We start from the raw sequence: 20,608 nt of genomic DNA on the forward strand, positions 1-20,608 counted from the left end.
GACGGGCTCGGCGTTGCGATATCGTCAAGGTGCCCACCGGCGTCGTGCAGCCCGCGTCCGTCGGCTGTCGATGGTCCGCAGGGCGCTCCACCAATCCAGGGAGATACCGATGCAGGAGCCTGAGCCCGTCCAGGACGACCACGCGGCGGATGCCGGACCCTCCACCACGGCCGAGACCGACCAGCCTGCCGTTCCCGCAAATCGGGCTGCCCGGCGCGCGAAGGGCAAGGTCGCCTCGCCTCAACCATTTGGAAAGGGCCAGCACATGGGCGGTCGGGGCTCGGTCCAGAGCCCGCGCCAGTGGGGTAACCGCCGAAGCGGCTGATCCGTTGGTGGAGCCCGTTATCAGCACCCATCAACGATCAACACAAGCCGCAGGGCAACAACAGCCCTGATCATGTAGTTGAGGTTCAGCTCGCCCCTCGGACACGTACAGTTACCCCACCGTAATCAGCGTCGGGCTGGGAGCACACGGACCGGCTCGGGGAGGGCTGCTCACCTGACGTACTCGGCGGCTTCCCTGCGGGCCGGCCCGGCGAGCGAGTAGGCGATCAGTCCGCCGACGGCGAGTGCCGTGGCTGTCAACGCGGCAGGTCTGTTGCCGGGCAGCTGACCCTGCCAGGTCGCCGCCGCTCCCCAGGTGCCTTCCTGGGAATACATGACCGAGATGGTGGTCCAGCCCAGCGGCAGGAACCAGGACCGGTCGGCACCGACCACCGCCGTGCACAGGGCGGTCAGCCCCATCAGACCGGCGGCGTCGCGGAGCACCAGGGCGGCCGGGCAGCCCGTCGTCGACGAGGTCGCCGACCGTGGTCCACTGTTCGACGAGTCGGGTGGCGACCAGGGGCGGCACCACCTCGTCGCGCTCACCCTGGATGACCAGCAGGGGCACCTGCCGGGCGCGGTCGCCCATCTTGGCCCAGGCCTGACGTGCCGTGTACAGCGGTGGCGTCGCGTCCGGGTCGTCCGGGTCGACCTGGTTGAGTCCGTACTCGCCGCCGGCCACCGAGGTCGCCGTGGCGAAGATGTCGGGGTAGGTCGCGGCGAGGATGACGGCGGTTCCCGCGCCCGACGAGGCGCCGGCCACGTGCACCTGGTCGGGATCCGCGTGGTACGTCTCGACCACCTGGCGGGCGACGCCGGCGAGCCGCGCGGGTTCTCCGGTGTCTCGTTGCTGATGCCGCGGGTCGCCGGAGTTCCAGCAGGCGATCATGTTGCGGGAGATCAGCTGCGTGGGGTAGACGACGATGAAGCCTTCCCGGTCGGCCAGGTTGTTGAACTGGGTGGTGGACTTCATGGAGTTCCACCCGTAGCCGGTCATGGCGCAGCCGTGGATCGCCATGACCACCGGCAGCCGGGCCGTCGCGTCGTGCTGGGGCGGGAGGTGGACCTGGTAGCGCTGCGAACCGGCGTCGCCTTCGTGGACGTGGTTGCGGTCGCCCTCGCCCATCTGCCACGGCAGGCCGAGCTGAGCGGCGGTGATCCCGACGCTGACGGCGGCCACCACTGTGGCGAGGGCGCCGGCGACGATCGCAAGCCACCGCCACCGCCACCGCCGTCGCCGGGTGGGCGTGTGGTCGGCAAGCGGGTAGGTCACGTGGTTCTCCTCTCAGGTTCGGCTCCGGGCGGTCGTCGTGGTGGGCGCGCCGACGGCCTCGTACAGCGGTCCGCCCTAGCCTCGCGAGGCGGCGGTGATGACCGCGGTGGCGCTGTTGATGAGGGCGGCCGTCATGGTGCGGGTGACGGCTTCCGCCGTGGCGGTGGCGCCCCAGTCGCCCTGCTCGAATGCCCTGGCTCGGCTGATCACGGCAGAGGTCCAGGGGATCTCGCGGTCGAACTGTGGGAGCGTCCCGCTCGCCGAGAGCAGCGCGGCGAGCGCCGCGACCCGGGTCGAGGGCTGCCGACCGTCCACGAGCACCTGCCGGACGTCGGCGAGAAGGTGGGCGCGTCGCCCGGTCGTTCCCTCCCGCAGAGCGATGGTGGGGAACAGGCCGAGCACCTTGCGCCGCTCCTGGTCGACGTCGCCGCGTCCGATCAGCCTCTCCAGCAGCGGTTCGCGCAGGGTGGGGCCGATCGCTGCGAGTACCGTCTGCACCCCTCGCGGTTTCTCGGCGAGGTAGGTCCAGGCAGGGCGCAGGAGACCGTCCGTCGGTGGATGGTCCGCCACGCTTCTCACCTGGCCCGGGCCTGCCGTGCTCAGGTGTTCGCCGAGGGCGAGGTCGGCGAGGACCGCTCCGCCGAGGACGTAGAAGAGGGTGTTCTCGCCTGCGATGGTCCCGGAGCGGGGCTGGAACAGCAGCAGCAGGAGGTCTTCGGCCAGGGTCGGCGTGTCCGGACGGCTGCGCGATTCGGTGGTCATCGGCGGGGCTCCCAGCGGAAGAGTCGGGTGGCCAGGGCGACGGCGATGACGACCCAGCCCAGGGTGGGTGCGAGCAGGAGCAGGGATTCGGCCACGGCGGTGCCGCCGTTCCAGGCGTTCATGGTCAGTTCGGTGGCCGCGCCGCCCGGGAGCAGCCGCTTGAGCAGGGTGAGCTCCTCGGTGCCGGTGATTCCGACCCAGCTGGCCACGGCGATGACGCCGAGGGTGACGGGCAGGGTGGTGACCTGGGCGTGCTCGGGTGAGTTGGTCAGCCCAGCGGTGGCCAGGGCCAGCCCGATCATCATCGCCAGGGTGGCGACGGTCGCCAGCACGAGCAGGACGATGTTCGTCGGTTCACCGGCGACCATGGCCAGCGCGGTCATGATCGCGGACACCTGCACCACCGCGATCGCGGTGGGAGGCAGCAGCAGACCGGCGAGGATGGTGGAGTCGGCGGCGGCGGTGGACCGCAGTCGTTTCAGGAAGAGGTTCTGCCGCCGCGACGCGAGGGTGGTGACGGCGGTGGCGTAGAGCCCGAACGCGGCCACGGTGAACATCACGATCGCCGCGATGTAGCCGAGACTACCGAGCTCGGCGAAGGTCTCGTGCTGGCGGACGAACAGGGCGGAGACGGCCACCGGGACGATGAGGCTGGTGACCAGCACCAGTCGGTTACGGAAGATCTGGGTCAGCTCGCTGGAGGCGATGGAGAACACGGGGTTCCTTTCGAGGACGGGTCAGTTGCCGCGGTGGGATGCGTTGCCGAGGGTGCGGAACACGTCGTCGAGCCGGGTCGGCCCGGCTTCCAGGTCCGGCAGCTCCACCGCGTGATCCTGTGCCCAGCCGAGCAGGAGATGCAGATCCTTCTGCAGGTGGAAGGTCTCGACCAGGGCCTTGCCGTCGCCGTCGACGACGGCCTGCAGCGGCGGTCGCGGCGCTGATGCCGCGAGGGAGAAGCGGATGACCGCAGGCAGGGCGCGGGTCAGTTCAGACACCGTACCTTCCCGGTGCAGCGTGCCCTGGTGCATCAGCCCGATCCGGTCCGCGCGCTGCTGGGCCTCCTCCAGGTAGTGCGTGGTGAGCACGATGGTGGTGCCGTCCTCGCGGATCCGGTCCACGGTGGCCCAGAGGGCGTCACGGGACTGGATGTCCAGGCCGGTGGTCGGCTCGTCGAGGAAGAGCACCTGCGGTGTGCCGTAGACGGCGGTCGCGAAGTCCAGTCGACGCTTCTCCCCGCCGGACAGCTGCGACACGCGTCGTCCGGCCCGGCCGGTGAGGTCGACCAGGTCGAGGACCCGGTCGACGTCGTCGGTGCGTCGGGTCAGCCGACCGATCAGGCGGACGGACTCACGGACCGTGAGGTCCGGGGAGAATCCGCTCTCCTGGAGCATGACCCCCATATCGGGACGAACCGCCCGTCGGTCGCGAGGGCTGTGCCCGAGGACGCGTACGGTGCCGGAGGTCGGTGCCCGATGTCCCTCGATGATCTCCAGCGTCGAGGTCTTCCCCGCTCCGTTGGTGCCCAGCAGTGCATAGAGCTCCCCGCGCCGTACCTGGAAGGAGAGGTCCTTCACGGCGTGGAAGTCGCCGTAGGTGAGGTTCAGTCGGTCGACGTCGATGACAGGTGTGGTGGACATGCATCCATGACAGCGCGGACCCGGCCGACCCGTCAGTGGCGTCATGTCATGACCGGATATGACGCGGTGTCACTGGTCGTGGCCCGTGATCACGGAATACTGAGGCGGTGACCCCACCACCACCGCGCTTGACGCAGTCGACGCAGGGGCGGCTGCGCCGGCTCAACCTGGCGACGTCCCTGCCGCCGATCGTCATCGCCGCGGTGGTCCTCCTGTACGCCGACGCGCACACCTGGTGGCACGCCGTCGTCCTGGCACCCGGCGTCGTGGCGGCCGTGGTGGCCTTCGAACGATGGACGGCCAACGACCTGGCCCGGGTCGTTCTTCCCTGCGTGATCGTCGCGGGCGCGGTGTGGCCACTGGGCGTCCTGGTGACCGGCGGCAGCAACGCGTACTGGGGGATCTGTGCCGTGGGCTCCCTCGCGCTGCGTGAGGTCCGGCCGCAGCGGCGGGCGTCGGCGATGGCCGGGCTGTTCACCTACGTCGCCGTCGTCGGCGCGGCGCGACTGCTGGTGCAGCGCGACGACGTCCGCGATGTCCTGATCACCTACGTGCTCACCCCGACCGTCCTCACCGTCCTGGTGACCGTCACGACGGTGGTGGGTGAGCGGTTCTACGACCTCATCCGCGAACTCGAACACACCCGGGAACGCGAGGCGGAGCTGGCTGTCGTCCGGGAACGCGTCCGGTTCGCCAGCGACCTGCACGACATCCAGGGCCACACCCTGCACGTGGTCAAGTTGAAGATCGCACTGGCCCAGCGGCTGCTGCTGCGCGACAGCGACCGGGCGGCCAAGGAGTTGCGGGAGACGTACGCGCTGGTCAGCGACACCATCGCGCAGACCAAGGAACTCGCGTACGCCCAACGGCGGCTCAACCTGACCGCGGAGATCGAGAACGCGAAGAACCTGTTCGAGGCCGCCGGCATCCGGGTGCGGGTGACCCGGGAGGCCGAAGAAGACGCCCGGGTCAGCGAACTGCTCGGCCAGGTGCTGCGCGAGACGACCACGAACATCCTGCGGCACGCCCAGGCCACCCAGGTGCAGATCACCCTCTCCGGGGCAGGCATCACCATCGTCAACGACGGCGCGACCGCCACCACGAGCCCCGAACTCAGAGGGCTGTCGGCGCTGAGGCAACGGCTCGCCGCCGACGGAGGGGAACTCACCGTGAAACAGCAGGACGAGCAGTTCCTGACGGCCGCGGTCTTCCCGCCCGTGCGCGCCGACCCGGCCCCGACGACCGCGCAGACGCAGCGCCGATGACGACGATCGTGCTCGCCGACGACGAGGTGCTGCTCCGTACGGCCCTGGCCGCGCTGCTGCCCATCGAAGGGGACATCACCGTCCTCGCCGAGGCGTCCGACGGTCAGACCGCCGTCGCCGCCACCCTCCAGCACCGCCCCGACGTGCTGGTCATCGACCTGGAGATGCCCGGCGTGGACGGTCTCGGCGCGGTCGCCGAGATCCGCCGTACGCTGCCGGAACAGGTGATCCTCATGCTGACCCGGCACGCCCGCCCGGGCGTGCTGCGCAAGGCGTTGAAGCTCGGCGTCCAGGGCTTCGTCAGCAAGTCCGCCGAGCCGGCCCACATCACCACCGTCATCGCCACCCTGCACGCGGGCAGACGCTGGATCGACCCGGACGTGTCCGCCCGCGCCGTCACCGAGGACAACCCGCTCACCGACCGCGAGGCCGACGTGCTGCGGGTGACCGGCGAGGGTTACTCGGTCACCGACATCGCCGCGCGGCTGCACCTCGCGCCGGGCACCGTCCGCAACTACCTCTCCAACGCCATGCGCAAGACCCAGACCCGGACCCGCCACGAGGCGGCGCGCTACGCCCGCGAACACGACTGGCTGTGAACATGGCAATCAGGGGTCCCGGCAGCCATTATGGACATTTGTGCCGAGGCTCGCTCGGAAGACAACAGGAGGACACCTGATGGTCGTAGTGACGGACGTTCCCGAGGCCAAGCGGTACGAGGCCCGGGTTGACGGAGAGTCCGAGGTCGCGGGCATCGCGGAGTACATCCGTACCGCGGAGCTCGTCGCGTTCGTCCACACCGAGGTGTCGCCGAAGTACGAGGGCAGGGGCATCGGGGCGGCCCTGGCCCGCGCGGCCCTCGACGAGGCGCGCGCCGCGAACCTGCGGGTCCTGGCCACCTGCCCGTTCATCGCGGGGTGGATCGACCGCCACCCCGAGTACCAGGACCTGCTGTACCAGGCCCGCAGCCGAGTCAGTGACTGACCAGATCTCGGGTGCGGACGCGGCGGTGCACTCCGTAGAGTCTCGCGGCATCAGCGTGTAGCTCAGTGAGCAGAGCACCGGGCTTCTCCCGGAGGGCGCGGGGGCGGAGCCCGCCACGCTGGCGTGAGCGACAACGACATCAGCGTCGGCGTGAGCTTTCCCCTGGGCCAGCTCGCTCGTGCCCTGACCACCGCCGGGACGCATGAGGATCCGGCCACCCGGCAGCGGGCAGAACGGCGGGTACGCCGCTGGCAGCAGGTCGTGGACGGGATGGCCGCGGGAACGCTGGACATCGGTTCGCGTACCCCGGTGCGGGGCCTGCCGGTGTGGGTGACGCCCGAGGTGGTCCACGGCGGCTTCGCGACCGGGACGCCGGCCGCCGGCGGTGCGCTGCGCCCGGACGAGACCGACCGGGCACGGCGCCTGGGCCTGCCGGCCGAGCGTCGGGCCCTGTTCTGGTCCTGGCTGACCGACGCGGGCCTGGTGGAACTGGGGGAGCTGCTCGACAGCGGTCGCTACCGGGTGGAGTACGCGGAGGAGGCGGCGCTGCCGGTGGTGGCGTGGTTGCTGCGCGCCGGCGAGCGCGACGCCGCCGTGAACCTGCTGGAGGAGATCGCACCGTACGCCGACCGGCTGCGGTTCACCCCGAGCCCGAACGATCAGCGTGCCGGCGACCCGGACGTCGTCTACCGGCAGACGACCGGCGAGGTGCGCCGGCTTCTGGAGCAGCGGCAGCCGAACGCGCAGATCGAGACGATGCGCGAGGCGCTGACGGTGTGGAACCCGTTCGCCGACGAGTTGCTGACGCTGTGGTGCGAGACCGTCGTGGACGGCCGGGTCGGCGCGGTGACGCCGGACGACTGGCTGCCGCGAGCCGCCCAACTGCTGGCCCGCTACCGGCACCTCGCCGCCGCGCATCCGCACTGCCGCAAGCATCGCCACCGCAAGGGCAGCATCGGTGTGCTGCGTACCGCGCTGGAACGTCGGGTGGCCGGAGCAGAGCTGACTCCGCGCGAGCATGGCCTGCTTCAGAGCATGGTGGCGGCGATGCTGCGCAAGCGCGGCCGTCCGGGCAGCCCGGAGCACACGGCGCTGCGCGAGCAGCAGGCCCGGGAGGCGGCGCTGCCCCGCCACCATCAGCTCGCGCATCTGGTGGCCGCCCGGCTGGCCGCCCTGCCGCAGGACGTCGGGATCCACGATGTCGACCAGGTGCTGCGCCCGGTCGACGCCGACGAAGCCGGCCAGGCGGGTGTGGTGGCGGGCTGGCCGGCACCGGAGCCGATCGCGCGGGTGGTGGCCCGCGCCGCCGCCGGAAGCCTGGAGCAGCTGATCGACCGGGGCGTGATCGCCTCGGCGGAGGAGTTGGCCCGGCTCACCCCGCGGTTGGCGGCGGCGACCGCAGCCTCGGCGTACCCCGATCCGGCCCTGCGCATCCTGATGGACGCCACCTACCGTGCCTTCCGCAGTCGCCGTTCCCTGTTGCTGCTGAACCTGGAGCATCAGGTGCGCCTGGCCGAGCTGCCCTGGGTGAGGGCGGTGGCGTCGGCCCGGATCGACACCAGCGACACCCGCGAGCAGGCCCGTCGCACCCTGGCCCGGCTGGCGTCGGCGGCGGTGACCGGCTTCCCGGCCACGGTGCTGCCCAACCCGCTCGTCAAGGAGTTGTCGACGCTGTCGAAGCAGGCGAGCCTGCCGCTGCCGTGGGTCGAGGAACTCGCCGCCGACATCTTCATGGGCACGTTCTCGGCCAAGTTCCTCCAGGCCGCCATGCTCGCCGGCCGGCGACTCGCGGGCAGCCTGTACGCGCGGTACTACGACATCGACTACCCGGCCGTCGCCGCGATCGACGACACCCGTCGGCGGCTGATCCGGCGTACCCGGACCTCGGGCGCCTTCGACCAACTCTGCCGCGACCGGGCCCCCGCGAACGACACGCGATGGTGGTTCCAGGTGGCGGCCAACGGGACGATCATCGAACAGGCGCAGATCCTGACCACGCACAACCTGGCCACGATCGCCGAACTCGGCATCGACCTGCCCGCGATCGACCTGGCGGAGCAGTGCCTGGACGAGGTGCTGCGGCTGACGGCACGCCTGCACCACAACCCGCGCCCGCTGAGCACCGTCAAGAACACCGCGTACGCCTGGCGGCACATGCTGTTCTTCCTGTCGCTGGCCACGGGTGAGGAGCAGACGGCCTTCCTGGTCCGCGCCGTGCAGCGACTGGCCGCCCAGCCCGACCACGTGCGGACCCGGCTTGCGCCGGCGGTGACCGGGCTCGGGCACATCGTCGGCGGCGGGACCTTCGATCCGGACGGCCGGGCCGGTACGGGCCGACGACTGCTCGGCTGGACCACAAGAGAGCACTGGATGCTCGACCCGTCGTCTCCCGAGGTCCGGTAACCCGAAGCCACGGCGCGATCGTGGTCCGTGGTCATTGGCCTGATCCGTCGCATTTGTCTACCGCTGCCGACCGCGCCGCCAAGTTTCACCAGGTCAGCCCCTTGACCATCATCAGGTCCACCCCTATGTTCAGTGATGTCTACAGACCAACGAAGACATCACTGGACAAGCGAGGAGTGGGCGGTGGCCACGGCTCAGGAACTCACCCCTGCCGCGATCAGGGCGCTCACCCGAGAGGTCTCCGCGGCCGAGGCCGAGGCCCTGCACGAGCAGATCTCGCAGCTGATGCGGCAGCGCATCGAGTCGGGCGAGTGGCCGGAGCATCTGAAGTTGCCGGCGGAGCCGGAGCTGGCGGGCGCGCTGAACGTCTCGCGGGGCACCGTCCGGCGGGCGATCCGGACCCTGATCGAGGCCGGCCTGCTCAAGCAGACCCGCGGCAAGGGCACCTTCGTACGCGGACAGATGCTGGAGCAGGAGTTCGCCCAGGAGCTGATCTCCACGGCGCAGAGCCTGGACCGGGAGGGCGTGGAGTACCAGACCCAGGTGCTGTCCGCCCGGGTCATCCAGGCGCCGAGCCACATCGCCGCCCACCTCGGCCTGCCCGCTGACGACCTCAGCGTGCTGGCCATCCGGCGGACCCGATCGGTCGCCGGTGAGGTGGTCTACCTGCTGGACAACTACCTGCCCACCGTCCTGTGCCCGGACCTGTCCCCGCAGGTCCTGCAGGACCGGTCGCTGTTCGGCGTGCTCGAACACGACTACGGCGTGACCGTCGAATCCGTTCGGCGGACCTTCTCCGCCATCCTCCCCGACGACGACGTCAGCGCCGCGATGTCGCTCCGCCCGGGCGTGCCCGTCCTCTACCTCGAACAGATCTCGTACCAGGCCAACGGGAACTCCGTCGAGTACTCCGACGTGTGGGTACGCGGAGACCGCGTACGAATCTCCTCCTGGATCAAGCGGTAGGCCCCCGCCTGCCACCTCCCCCTTCTCGTTCCACACCCCCCACCCCCACGCGTACCGACGGTGGCCGACCACCGCCGTCGATACGTGCTGTCAACAGGAGACATCATGCGACACGAGGCTTCATTCAGGCTGTCCCGCCGTGGCTTGTTGACCAGCGCCCTCGGCGTCGGCGGCGCGCTGGCCCTCGGTGCCTGCGCCTCCCGCGAGGGCGACACAGGCACCCCGAGCGCCACCACAGGCGCCCCGACACTCGGCGCGTCCGGCATGGAATGGGACCGCTTCAAGGGCGAGACCCTCAACCTCCTGCTCTGCGAGCACTGGTGGACCTCCGCGGTCAGCAAGCGATTCCCGGAATTCGAGGCACTGACCGGGATGAAGATCAAGGCCAACACGCTGTCCGAGGACAGCTACTACCAGCAGGCCCTGGTGGCACTCTCCTCCGGCGCCACCACGTACGACGCGCTGATGGTCGGCAACCTGCAGGCCGGGCAGTACATGAACGCCGGATGGCTGGAGCCGCTGGACACCTACTTCGGCGGCGGTGGCCTGGTCAACGCCGACTGGTTCGACACCAACGACTTCTTCGCGCCGGCCCGCAAGGCCAGCAGCCTCAACGGTGAGCTGATGGCGCTGCCGCTGTCCGCGGAGGCCGGCGTGGTCATCTACCGCAAGGACCTCGCGGCCCAGGCCGGCATCAACGGATTCCCCACCCAGGAGAGCCTGGTCGACGCGAGCGCCAAACTCTCCGCCGCCATGGAGCGCCCCTTCGCCGGCCGAGGCCGCCGCGGACTGGACATCGTGTGGACCTGGACGAACTATTTCCTCACCCAGGGCGGCGAGTTCTACAACGGCAACACCCCGACGGTGGACAGCCCCGAGGCGGTCGCCGCCACCGAGCTGTACGTGCAGCAGCTGCTCACCAAGTACGGCCCCAAGGGCGCGTCCAACATGAGCTGGCTGGAGGCCACCGGCAGCGTCAACGAGGGCCGGGCGGCCCTCTACACCGACGCCAGCGGCCTGCTGTCGGTGGTGCTCGACAAGAACAGCAGCAAGCACACCGACCAGATCGCCGTGTCCCGGTGGCCCGACAGCGCCGCCGCCAAGGCCGCCCCGAACTACTGGTACTGGATGGCCGGCATCCCCAAGGCGTCCCGCAAGAAGGAGCAGGCCGCCCTCTTCTACGCCTGGGCGATGAGCAAGGAGACCGCCACCTCGGTCAGCTCCGAGTCGGGCAGCCCGTCGGCCCGCGAGTCGGTGTGGTCGAACGACGCCTTCCTCTCCTTCTACCCCGGCGACATGTCGAAGGAGATCGTCGCCAACCTCCAGGCCGTACAGCCGGACCGGGTTCCGTACGCCCGGCCCACCTTCCCGAGCGAGGCCGACGCCCTCTCCCTCGAACTGATCAAGGTGCTGGTGGACGGCAAGGACCCGAAGCGTGCCATGGCCGACGCGGCCGCCGCGATGGCCCGAGCGGGCCGATGAACGGCCGTCCCGCCGCCCTGACCGGCCGGCGTCGTCCCCGCCGAACGAGGTTGTGATGTCCGCAGACCGAACAGCTGTGCTGTCGCGGCAGGCCGCCGGCTCCCCGCCAGCGGCACCGCCGGGCACCACCGGGCGTACGCCCCGACCTGACGACAGGCGCAGCAGAAGGCTGTTCCTCATCGGCATGCTCGCCCCGATGACCGTGCTGCTGCTGGCGTTCACGGTCTACCCGTTCGTGTCGGTGCTGGTCAACTCGCTGCGGCACAACAACCTCACCCGACCCGACGAGCAGGGCTTCGCCGGGCTGACCAACTTCGCCAACACCGTGCAGGAACCGGGTCTGCTCCGGGCGCTGCTGCTCACCGTCGGCATGGTCCTGGTCGCCGTGGTCGCCGAGTTCGCCCTGGGCACGCTCGCCGCCTCGCTGCTGTGGCGACCGCTGCGCGGCAGCCGCCTCTACCTGGCCCTGCTCGTGTTGCCGTTCGGTGCCACCCCGGTCGCGGCGTACCTGTCCTGGCGGCTGATGCTCAACCCGGACGGCGGACAGATCAACGCCGCCCTGGCCGCCGTCGGGCTACCCACACCGGGCTGGACGTCGGAACCCATGCTGGCCGTGGTCGCCCTCGTGGTGGTCGACATCTGGCAGTGGGCGCCGTTCATCACCCTGGTCATGCTCGCCGGCCTGAAATCCCTGCCGGACGAGACGTTCGAAGCGGCCGCACTCGACGGCGCGAGCGCCCTGCAACGGCTGGTCCGCATCGCGTTGCCGATGCTCAAGCCACTGGTGGCCTTCGTGGTCACGATCCGCGCGATCGACGCGGTCCGCACCTTCGACTCCATCTGGATCATCACCGGGGGAGGACCGGGCGCGGCGACCGAAACCCTCGTCGTACGCATCTACCGGACCGCCTTCAACGACCTGCACATCGGTGAGGCGTCCGCGCTCGGCCTGCTGCTGCTCGTCGTCCTGTTCATCGTCGGGAAGCGGTTCGCCGCACCCGCGCTGCAACGGTTGGAGCACTAGTGCACGAGACTCGAAAAGGGCGGGTGCTGCGGACCGCGGCGATCTGGGCCCTCATCCTCTGGTCGATCCTGCCGTTCGCCTTCATGCTCCGCGTCGGCTTCGCCGCGCCCAGCGACATCCACGGCGGCGCGCCGGACTGGCTCGCCCCGCTGTACATGTTCAACTTCGTCGACCTGTTCGGCGACGCCGAGTTCATGGGGGCGATCGGGCGGTCGGTTCTCGTCGCGGTGGTGTCCTCCGCGATCGCCATCGCCGCCGCCACACCCGCCGCGTACGCCTGCGCCCGGTTGCAGTTCAAGGGCCGGTCGGACTTCGAGTTCTGGGTGCTGTCCACCCGGATGCTCCCGGCGGTCGTCGTGGTCATCCCGTACTTCGTCCTGTTCCGCCAGATCGGCGGCATCGACACGGTGTGGGCGCTGACCGTGATGCACACGGTGGTCAACCTCGCGGTGACCTTCTTCCTGCTCCGCAGCTTCTTCGCGGACCTGCCGGCTGCGGTCTTCGAGGCCGCCGACCTCGACGGCTGCTCCGAGACGAAGAAGTTCATGAGCGTGGCGTGGCCGATGGTCCGCAACGGTGTGGCCGCTGCGGCCGTGCTGAACTTCATCTTCTCCTGGAACGAGTTCGTCTTCGCCCTCACGCTGGCCAGCGGCGAAGCGAAGACCGTCTCGGTGGCGATGCTGGGGTTCATGCAGTTCCAGTCGGTGGCGGTCGGCCCGATGATGGCCGCCGGAACCCTGGCCGTGCTCCCCGTCGCCGTCGTGCTCTTCCTCGCGCAGAAGCAGCTGGTCACCGGCATGAGCTTCGGGGCGGTGAAGGGATGACCGACGTCGTGTGCGTCGTCGACGCCGGCACCACCGGCGTCCGCTGCGCCCTGGTCGACGATCAGGGCGAGGTGCACGCCCAGCGCAGCCACGAACTGGTCATCGACCACCCCCACCCGGGCCACGCCGAGCAGTCGCTGCCGGCGATGTGGGAGGTGACCGTACGGCTGCTGCGGGACATCCAGGCCCGCGCCGCACAGGCCGGGCATCGCATCGTCGCGCTCACCCTGGCCACCCAGCGGGCCTCCGTCGCCGGACTCGACAAGGACCTGCGACCGGTCACCCCACTGGTGCTCTGGATGGACCAGCGCGGTGACAGCGAACTGGCGGCCATGGGCCGGTCGGTGGACGCGCAGACCTACAGCCGGGTCTCCGGCATGCCGTTGAGCACCATGCCGGCCCTGGCCACCCTGGTCTGGCTGCGCCACCACACCCCCCAGGCGTACGCGGACTGCGCGTACTTCGTCGGGGTCCAGGAGTGGCTGCTGCACCAGCTGGCCGGCGGCCCGCCGCAGGTCGACCGCAGCTGCGCCTCCTGGGTCGGGCTGCTCGACCTGCACGCCGGACGCTGGAGCACCGACCTGCTCGACGCGTTCGACATCGGCGAGGACCGGCTGCCCACGCTGCGCGCCTGCACCGACGTCGCCGGTCGACTTCTCGACGAGGTGGCCGACGCCACGGGCCTGCCCGGCGGGCTGCCCGTGCACGTCGGCGGCGGCGACCAGCAGTGCTCGGCGGCCGGAGGCGGTGGTGTGCGTGCCGGTGCCGCCACCGTCAACCTCGGCACCTCGGCGACGATGGTCTTCCCGGCCGCCGTCGGCGACGCCCCAGACGTCGCCGGATTCGTCCGCGCCGCGCACGTCGTCGAAGGCCACATATCGGTCGAGGGGACCATCCCCGCCTGCGGATCGGTGCTCCGCTGGCTGCGAGCACTGCTGCGCTACGGCGACGACGACGCCGCGTACGAGCGGATGTCCACCGACGCCGACGCGGTCGAACCCGGCGCCCGGGGTCTGCTGTTCGCACCGACCATGGCGGGCGTCGGAACCCCGCACTGGACGGCCGCGAACGGCCGGATGAGCGGCCTCGACTTCGCCCACGGACCCGCATTTCTCGTCCGTGCCGCCATGGAAGGCATCGCCCTGCAGGTCCGTGACGTGCTGCAGCACCTGCCACCGGCACTGGCCGGGCCGACGCTGACCGCGATCGGCGGCGGCGCGCGATCCGCGGTGTTCTGCCAGATCCTGGCCGACGTCACCGGCACCGCCGTCGCGGTGCCTGCGGGTGACCCGCAGGCGGCACCGCTGCGCGGCGCGGCCATGTCGGCCTGGGTGGGACTCGGCCGCTACGACGACCTCGCCCACGCCGCCGGCCCGCTGCTCGGCGCTGCCCGACGCCACCGACCCGACCCCACCACCGCCCCTGTTTACGACGCGCTGTACAGCCGGTACCTCGACCTGTCGAGCCTGGCCGCGGCGTGACGCGCACGAGCAAGGAGAACACGAGAATGGAAGCCCACCCTGCCGACGAAGAGTCGATGCGGGCGTTGATGCTGACCGGTGACCGCCACTCGGAAATACGCCAGGTGCCGCGCCCGGTGCCGGCCCACGACGAGGTGCTGGTCCGGGTGACCGTGTCCGCGGTGTGCGGCAGCGACCTGCCGCACTACCGCAAGTCGGCGCAGGACCTCGGCCACCGGCTGCACACGGTCCCCGGCCACGAGGCGGTGGGAGTGATCGCCCGGGCCGCCGCCAGCGGCGACGGACCGGCCGAAGGCGCCAGGGTCATCGTCTACCAGCACTCGGGCTGCGGCGACTGCACCTTCTGCCTCAGCGGTGAGCCGATGTTCTGCGCCGACCGGCGCACCCTGGGCAACCACCGCAGCGGAGCGGACGGCGAATACCTCACCGCGCCGGCCACCGGAGTCCTGCCCGTACCCGACGACGTCAGCGACGCCATGGCGGCCCTGATCGCCTGCAACTTCGGCACCGCGTACTCGGCGTTCCGCAAGTCCGGGGTCGCCGTGGGCGACCGGGTGGCGGTGTTCGGCCTCGGGCCGGTGGGCAGCTGCGTGGTGGCCCTCGCGGCGGCCGCCGGAGCAGATGTCTTCGCCGTCGACCCGATCGAGGGGCGGCGGGACCTAGCCAAGACCCTCGGCGCCGGTACGGTCATCGACCCGATCGGGCAGGACCCGGTCGCCGCCGTCGCGGCCGTGACCGAGGGGCGTGGACCCGAGGTCATCTTCGAATGCTCCGCCAACCCGGCCGCACAGACCCAGGTGATGAAGCTGGCCCGGCCACACGGCACCGTCGTGCTGCTCGGCGCCAACAACAGCATGGAGATCGACCCCGGGGTCGACGTGATCCGCAAGGAACTGCGGGTCATCGGCAGTTGGGTCTTCACGCAGCCGGAGTTCCCGGCGGTCATGCGGGCAGCCCGCAGCCTCCCCGCGCTGCAGCACCTGATCACCGACCCCTTCCCCGCGCAGCGGGCCCCCGAGGCGTTGGCAGCGGCTGACGCCGGGCACATCGGCAAGGTGCTGATCGACTGGTCCTGACCCGGTCAGGCGCACCTCCCGCTCGGCCAACTCCCTTTCCACCACCCTCCCGGTTCGACCCATCCGTGCGGTTGCCGGCGTACCACGCCGACCGCAGGGTGCCGCACGCCCGCAGAAGGAGATCCCGCAATGACTTCCGCCACCACGGCCCTGCCGGCCGACCTGACTCCGGCCGCCCTCGCGCCGTACATCCAGCACACACTCATCGAGGTCGGCACCACCCGGGACCGCATGATCAAGCACGCCGAGGAAGCCCTGAAGTACGGCTTCAACGCCGCGATGGTGCCCGGTTCCTGGGTGTCGGTCGTCGCCGACGTGCTGCGCGGCAGCAGCGTCCAGGTCGCCTCCGCGCTCGACTTCCCGACCGTCGGGGTCACCACCAGCGCCGGCAAGGCGTACGAGGCGGAGAGCCTGGTGCGCGCCGGTGCCCAGCAGATCGACATCGGCGTCCAGATCGGCTGGTTGAAGAGCGGCATGTACGACGAGTTCCGCGAGGACATCGCCGGCGTGGTCCGGGCCTCCGGCGTCCCGGTCAAGGTGATGCTCGAACTGCCGCTGCTCACCGAGGCGGAGCGCGATACCGCCGTCGAACTGTCCATCGAGGCCGGTGTCGCGTACCTGAAGAACGCCAGCAGCGGCGCGATCGAGGTCGCCAACCCGGCCAGCATCGGCTACCTGGTGGACCGTGCCGGCGGCCGGACCAAGGTCAAGGCGTCGGGCAGCATCAAGTCCTACCCCCAGGCCGTCGGACTCCTGCGTGCTGGTGCCGAACTCCTCGGCACCAGCGCCGGCATCGCGATCGTGACCGACACCGCCAACGAGGAGACGATCAGCTACTGATCGGCCAGACCGCCACCCGGGGCGTCGGTCGCCGGACGGCGTCGGATCCACCGACGTCGTCAGCAACGGCGACCGACGCCCTGGGGTTCCGTCCTGATGCTCTGTCACGCCGGTGGCAACAGAGGGATTCGGACTCCCGGCACAAGGCATAGGATCTGGCGTCTGGGGCTGTGGTGATCGAACCGCCGCAACGCCTCAGAGAACCGGGGGAAGACTGTGCCTCGATCGCCTCGTTTCGGTCTGCTCCGCGAGCCCGACTTCCGCCGCTTCTTCGGTGCGACCGTGGCCGGCCAACTCTCCGACCGGTTCGTGTTCCTCGCGCTGCCGCTGGTGGCGATCGTCTGGCTCGATGCGGATGAGTTCGAGGTCGGCGTCCTGACCGCGATGACGACGGCAGGATCACTGCTGATAGGGCTGCCGGCAGGGGCCTGGATCGACCGTTGGCGCAAGCGCCCGGTCATGGTCAACGCGGATCTGGTGCGAGCGGCGCTGTTGCTGCTCGTGCCGCTGGCCTGGTGGACGGACACGCTGACGATCTGGCTGCTGTTCGCGGTCGCGCTTGCCCACGGCCTGCTGACCGTGCTGTTCGAAGTCGGCTACACCAGCTACCTGCCAGCGCTGGTTGGCCGCGAGCACCTCGTCGAGGGCAACGCGAAGATCGCCGCAGCCCGTTCTGCCGTGAGCATCAGCGGCCCAGGCCTGGCCGGGCCGTTGGTCGCCTGGCTGGGTGCGCCGCTGACGTTGGTCGCGAGTTCCGCCGGAATGCTGCTGTCCGCGCTGGGACTGCTGCGCATCCGTACGCCGGAGCCGCAGCCACCGGCTGCCGCAGGCAGGCACCTGGTGCGTGAGGTCGCGGAAGGGCTGCGGTTCGTGCTCGGCCATCCGCTGCTGCGACCGACGCTGTTCACGGACGGCATCTTCAGCCTCTTTCTCGTCACCTACCAGACGATGCTGCTGGTGTTTCTGTCTCGACACCTGGGTCTGGGGTCCTTCGGCATCGGGCTGGTGCTGTCCGCGATGGCCTGCGGCGGGTTCGCCGGTGCGCTGTTGGCCCGCCGCGTGGTCGCCCGGATCGGTCCCGGCCCGGCCGTCTGGCTGGCTCCGCTGTGTACGGCGCCGGCCGCCGGCCTGATGCCGGCGGCGCGGCCCGGCTGGCTGCTCTGGCTCGCCGTGGCCGGTCTGGCCCTGCTCTCCCTGGGCGGCGTGATCCGACTGATCGCGCAGGTGGGCCTGCAACAGCACGTCACGCCGGACCGGCTGCTCGGCCGGATGAGCGCCACCGTCCGCTTCGTCCAGTGGGGCAGCATGCCGATCGCGGGCCTGCTCGGTGGCCTGCTCGGTAGTCTGCTCGGCGCGCCGGCAGTGCTCTGGATCGGCGCGGCCGGTATGACCGCCGCGTTTCTGCCCGCACTGCTGTCGCCGCTGCGGGCAACGCGCGAGTTGCCGGTGATGGACGAAGGGCTCTCCCCAGCATCACCGACGGCAGGTTCTGGTCACCGCAGCTGAGCCGGCATCGGCTGAACCGATTTCCGTCGGGGGCCGTGTGGATGCCGAACAGCTTCCGGACGCCCGCCCGCAGTGACCAAGACGGTACGCCGAGGCCCCAGTGGGGACCGGCTCACCCGGGCCCCCGATGCGGTGCAGCCCATCCCGGGTGAGCCGGACGTCAGTGGTGGGCGTGCGGGTCGAAGCCCTCCGGCGCGCGGTCCAGGAACATGCTGACGGAGCTGATCCGCCCGTCCGCGTCGAACACCAGCACGTCGGTGCCGGCGGCGAACGACTGACCGCCGTCGAGCTCGATCTCCCACATCAGCCGCGCCCGGTCGTGGTGGATCTGCGGCGCCGCCCGCCGCTGCAATACGGCGGCACCGACCCGCTGGATGAACTGCCCGCGAAAGTCGATCAGCGCCTGCACTCCGGTGAGCACGCCGACCAGCGCGTGGTAGCTGACCTCCTCGGTGAAGGTGTCCGCTGCCAGCCGACGCTGCTCCTCAGACTGCCCGGTGTTCCAGAACCGGACGTACCGCTCGACGGTGTCCTCGTACACGTGGGATGTCATGGGGTTGTTCCTCTCCCGGTCGACAGGTCGGGTACGGCGAGCGCCGCGTAGCCACCGTGCGCCGACGGGCCGCAGCATGTCGATTACCTGCGAGGTCATTGCCGCCCGGCGGTGACCTGCGCCAAGCTGGGGTCCATGACCAGGAGCGAGCCGGTGGGTGTGCTGATCCGGCGCTGGCGTGAGCGGCGCGGCCGCTCACAGCTGGACCTGTCGTCGTCGACCGAGGTGTCCACGCGCCACCTGAGCTTCGTCGAGACCGGCCGGGCCACCCCGAGCCGGGCGATGATCGAGCGGCTCTGCGACGAACTCGACGTGCCGCTGCGCGAACGCAACACCCTGTACCTGGCCGCCGGCTTCGCACCGGTCCATCAGGAGCGCGCGTACGTCGACCTCGGTGCGGCCCGGACCGCCGTGGCGACGGTGCTCGCCGGCCACGAACCGAACCCCGCGCTCGCCGTCAACGTCCGCTGGGAACTGCTGGCCGCCAACAACGCCATGACCGCGTTCCTGGCCGGTGTCCCGGAATTCCTGCGTACGCCGCCGGTCAACGTACTGCGCGCCACCCTGCACCCGGACGGGCTGTCCGGGCGGATCCGGAACCTGGCCCAGTGGCGTGCACACGTGCTGCGACGCGTACGCCGCCAACTCGACCGCACCGCCGCGGAAGGCCTGGCCGACCTGCTGACCGAACTGGAAAGCTACCCGGCGCCGACGGCTGCGCACGCCGACACCGGTCCGGGGGAGGACCTGGTGATCCCGCTTCGGCTGTCCACTGAGTACGGCAATCTGGCCTTGTGTTACGCGACGACGGTGTTCGGCGCACCACGCGACGTCACACTCGACGAGATCTCCATCGAGACGTTCTTCCCGGCCGACGCCGCCACGGCGCAGCTGCTACGCGCCATGGCTTCGGCCCCCCGGTAGCCGGCCGCACCGCGGGCGGTCACGTCGGTTCAGCCATGAGGGGCGGCGGACGACTCCACCAGTCGGGGCCGGACACGTCGCGCATAGCCTCCTCGCCGATCGTTCTGCCGGAAGAGTGCATCGCTACGGACTGATGAGCGAGGCCAGACCCCCGCCGTCGGTTATCGCCGCGCGAAGTCGCGTTTGAGCGTCGATGAACCAGGTCACGTACTCGGTCCATTCATCACTGTTTCCGATGTCCCCTTCCCGGTACTGCGCGATGCGGCACCCCTTCCTGCCCTGCAACGGTTCGTAGGACAGGACATCTCCGAAAGTCGCCTCTAGCTTGGCGCGGGCGGCGGCGAAACGCGCGTCGTTGACCGCGGGATCGGGGTCCTGAAAGAAGATCTCGCTCGACAGACCGGATCGGCCGAAGGTACACGTGTACGAGATGCCGTTCATGCCAGCGGGCAGGGACTGCCAGTTCTGCGGCGAGCCCTTGGTCGATGTCGTCCACCCGAGTTTGCGGTCCTGGACTGCCTGCAGGAACCTCGTCCAGAACTCCTGGTAGGCCATCGCTCGGTCGCTTGCCGTGGTGTCGCCCTTGGTGATCGCCTTGACCTTCTTGCCCCAGTCGTTGGGCTGAACGACCAGGCGCATGAGGGGTGCGGGCGCCGATTCGCCGATGCGTACCGCACTGATCTCAATTCCGAAGAACCGGGTGCTCTCATCCGTACGAGCGTTGAGCCAGTCCAACGCGGCCCGATGCTCTTCGCGAAACTCGGTCGCGATCCACACCACGTTGACCGGATCCGTCCCGCCGGCGTAGGTCAGCAACTGACCTAGGTGGCCGTGGTCGGTTCTCGTCAGCTGGTTTTCGATGATCACGGTCTCGTTCGTTGCCTCATCGACACCGATCAGGTCGAGCGAGAATCCGCCCACCGGGTGTTCGGCTGACGACAGCACCAAGTCCATGCCGAGCAGTTCGCCGAGCACGTCGGCGTTTGCCAGCAGCCACGGCGTGAAGATGTGTGCCTCGTGCTTCCACACCTGCCGCACATCGAGTAGCTCAAGCTTGCCGAGCGTGGGAGGTCCCTCACCGACATCCACAAAGGTCATATGGCCGACCGTATAGGTCTGAGGCCGATCCTGACGTCCCCTGGTCCCACCGCATTCACTAGGCCGCGTTTCGTAATGGCCGTCAAAGCCACTGGTTGATGACGGCGATGGTGACGGTGGCTTCGAAGCGGACGGAGAGTTTGTCGTATCGGGTGGCCATCGCCCGGTTCTGTTTGAGCTGGTTGA

Annotated in this window: 19 protein-coding genes and 1 tRNA gene; 14 read left to right on the forward strand and 6 right to left on the reverse strand. The window is 70.1% G+C overall.

All coding sequences use genetic code 11. From position 1 onward, the window contains the following. Window positions 1-436 precede the first annotated feature (436 nt). The 4 genes from JMF97_RS24775 to JMF97_RS24790 form a co-directional block, all read right to left on the reverse strand. Window positions 437-1,597 (reverse strand): extracellular catalytic domain type 1 short-chain-length polyhydroxyalkanoate depolymerase, encoded by a 1,161-nt coding sequence (locus JMF97_RS24775; RefSeq protein WP_203223692.1) that lies wholly within the window; start codon window positions 1,595-1,597, stop codon window positions 437-439. Window positions 1,598-1,672: 75 nt separating this feature from the next. Next, complete coding sequence (locus tag JMF97_RS24780) at window positions 1,673-2,359, reverse strand: GOLPH3/VPS74 family protein (RefSeq protein WP_203223693.1); 687 nt, start codon at window positions 2,357-2,359, stop codon at window positions 1,673-1,675. Beyond that, complete coding sequence (locus tag JMF97_RS24785) at window positions 2,356-3,075, reverse strand: ABC transporter permease (protein WP_203223694.1); 720 nt, start codon at window positions 3,073-3,075, stop codon at window positions 2,356-2,358. Before JMF97_RS24785 ends, JMF97_RS24780 begins: the two co-directional genes overlap by 4 nt. Window positions 3,076-3,096: 21 nt before the next feature. Then, a complete protein-coding gene (locus tag JMF97_RS24790) occupies window positions 3,097-3,996 on the reverse strand; it encodes an ABC transporter ATP-binding protein (RefSeq protein WP_203223695.1) in 900 nt (299 codons plus the stop codon). A 128-nt stretch (window positions 3,997-4,124) separates the two neighbouring features. Here JMF97_RS24790 and JMF97_RS24795 point away from each other — a divergent pair, with 128 nt between their 5' ends. The 13 genes from JMF97_RS24795 (at window position 4,125) to JMF97_RS24855 (ending at window position 17,847) form a co-directional block, all read left to right on the forward strand. Beyond that, the gene (locus JMF97_RS24795) at window positions 4,125-5,261 is read left to right on the forward strand and encodes a sensor histidine kinase (protein ID WP_203223696.1); all 1,137 of its coding nucleotides are present in this window, start codon (window positions 4,125-4,127) and stop codon (window positions 5,259-5,261) included. Then, complete coding sequence (locus JMF97_RS24800) at window positions 5,258-5,860, forward strand: response regulator transcription factor (RefSeq protein WP_203223697.1); 603 nt, start codon at window positions 5,258-5,260, stop codon at window positions 5,858-5,860. Before JMF97_RS24795 ends, JMF97_RS24800 begins: the two co-directional genes overlap by 4 nt. A 79-nt stretch (window positions 5,861-5,939) precedes the next feature. Further along, on the forward strand, window positions 5,940-6,245 hold the full coding sequence (locus JMF97_RS24805) for a GNAT family N-acetyltransferase (RefSeq protein WP_203223698.1): 306 nt from the start codon (window positions 5,940-5,942) through the stop codon (window positions 6,243-6,245). A 51-nt stretch (window positions 6,246-6,296) separates the two neighbouring features. Next, window positions 6,297-6,367, forward strand: a tRNA-Glu gene (locus JMF97_RS24810). Window position 6,368: 1 nt separating this feature from the next. Beyond that, entirely contained in the window at window positions 6,369-8,648 is a 2,280-nt protein-coding gene (locus JMF97_RS24815; protein ID WP_203223699.1) for a hypothetical protein, read from the forward strand. Window positions 8,649-8,831: 183 nt separating this feature from the next. Further along, window positions 8,832-9,614, forward strand: coding sequence for a GntR family transcriptional regulator (locus JMF97_RS24820; protein ID WP_203223700.1), 783 nt, complete (start codon window positions 8,832-8,834; stop codon window positions 9,612-9,614). A gap of 105 nt (window positions 9,615-9,719) precedes the next feature. Beyond that, entirely contained in the window at window positions 9,720-11,096 is a 1,377-nt protein-coding gene (locus JMF97_RS24825; RefSeq protein WP_203223701.1) for an ABC transporter substrate-binding protein, read from the forward strand. Between the two features lie 55 nt (window positions 11,097-11,151). Then, window positions 11,152-12,120, forward strand: a complete 969-nt coding sequence (locus JMF97_RS24830) for a carbohydrate ABC transporter permease (RefSeq protein ID WP_203223702.1) — start codon at window positions 11,152-11,154, stop codon at window positions 12,118-12,120. Continuing rightward, window positions 12,120-12,944, forward strand: coding sequence for a carbohydrate ABC transporter permease (locus JMF97_RS24835; protein WP_203223703.1), 825 nt, complete (start codon window positions 12,120-12,122; stop codon window positions 12,942-12,944). The genes JMF97_RS24830 and JMF97_RS24835 overlap by 1 nt, the downstream gene beginning before the upstream one ends. After that, a complete protein-coding gene (locus JMF97_RS24840; RefSeq protein WP_203223704.1) occupies window positions 12,941-14,425 on the forward strand; it encodes a xylulokinase in 1,485 nt (494 codons plus the stop codon). The genes JMF97_RS24835 and JMF97_RS24840 overlap by 4 nt, the downstream gene beginning before the upstream one ends. Before the next feature lie 26 nt (window positions 14,426-14,451). After that, window positions 14,452-15,501, forward strand: a complete 1,050-nt coding sequence (locus tag JMF97_RS24845) for a zinc-binding dehydrogenase (RefSeq protein ID WP_203223705.1) — start codon at window positions 14,452-14,454, stop codon at window positions 15,499-15,501. Window positions 15,502-15,630: 129 nt separating this feature from the next. Then, window positions 15,631-16,341 (forward strand): deoxyribose-phosphate aldolase, encoded by a 711-nt coding sequence (deoC, locus tag JMF97_RS24850; protein ID WP_203223706.1) that lies wholly within the window; start codon window positions 15,631-15,633, stop codon window positions 16,339-16,341. A gap of 216 nt (window positions 16,342-16,557) precedes the next feature. Continuing rightward, a complete protein-coding gene (locus JMF97_RS24855) occupies window positions 16,558-17,847 on the forward strand; it encodes an MFS transporter (protein WP_203223707.1) in 1,290 nt (429 codons plus the stop codon). Window positions 17,848-18,007: 160 nt separating this feature from the next. Here JMF97_RS24855 and JMF97_RS24860 read toward each other — a convergent pair whose 3' ends face one another. Next, a complete protein-coding gene (locus JMF97_RS24860) occupies window positions 18,008-18,400 on the reverse strand; it encodes an isomerase (protein WP_203223708.1) in 393 nt (130 codons plus the stop codon). 135 nt (window positions 18,401-18,535) lie between these two features. Between JMF97_RS24860 and JMF97_RS24865 the strand changes: the two genes are divergently transcribed. After that, a complete protein-coding gene (locus JMF97_RS24865; RefSeq protein WP_203223709.1) occupies window positions 18,536-19,324 on the forward strand; it encodes a helix-turn-helix transcriptional regulator in 789 nt (262 codons plus the stop codon). A 123-nt stretch (window positions 19,325-19,447) separates the two neighbouring features. Here the strand turns inward: JMF97_RS24865 and JMF97_RS24870 are convergent, their stop codons facing one another. Next, window positions 19,448-20,422 carry a DUF4268 domain-containing protein gene (locus JMF97_RS24870; RefSeq protein WP_203223710.1) on the reverse strand — a complete coding sequence of 325 codons (975 nt, stop codon included), beginning with the start codon at window positions 20,420-20,422 and terminating at the stop codon, window positions 19,448-19,450. Between the last annotated feature and the right edge of the window lie 186 nt (window positions 20,423-20,608).

Origin of the sequence: Micromonospora fiedleri, assembly GCF_016774385.1 — a bacterium.
Lineage (GTDB): Bacteria > Actinomycetota > Actinomycetes > Mycobacteriales > Micromonosporaceae > Micromonospora > Micromonospora gifhornensis.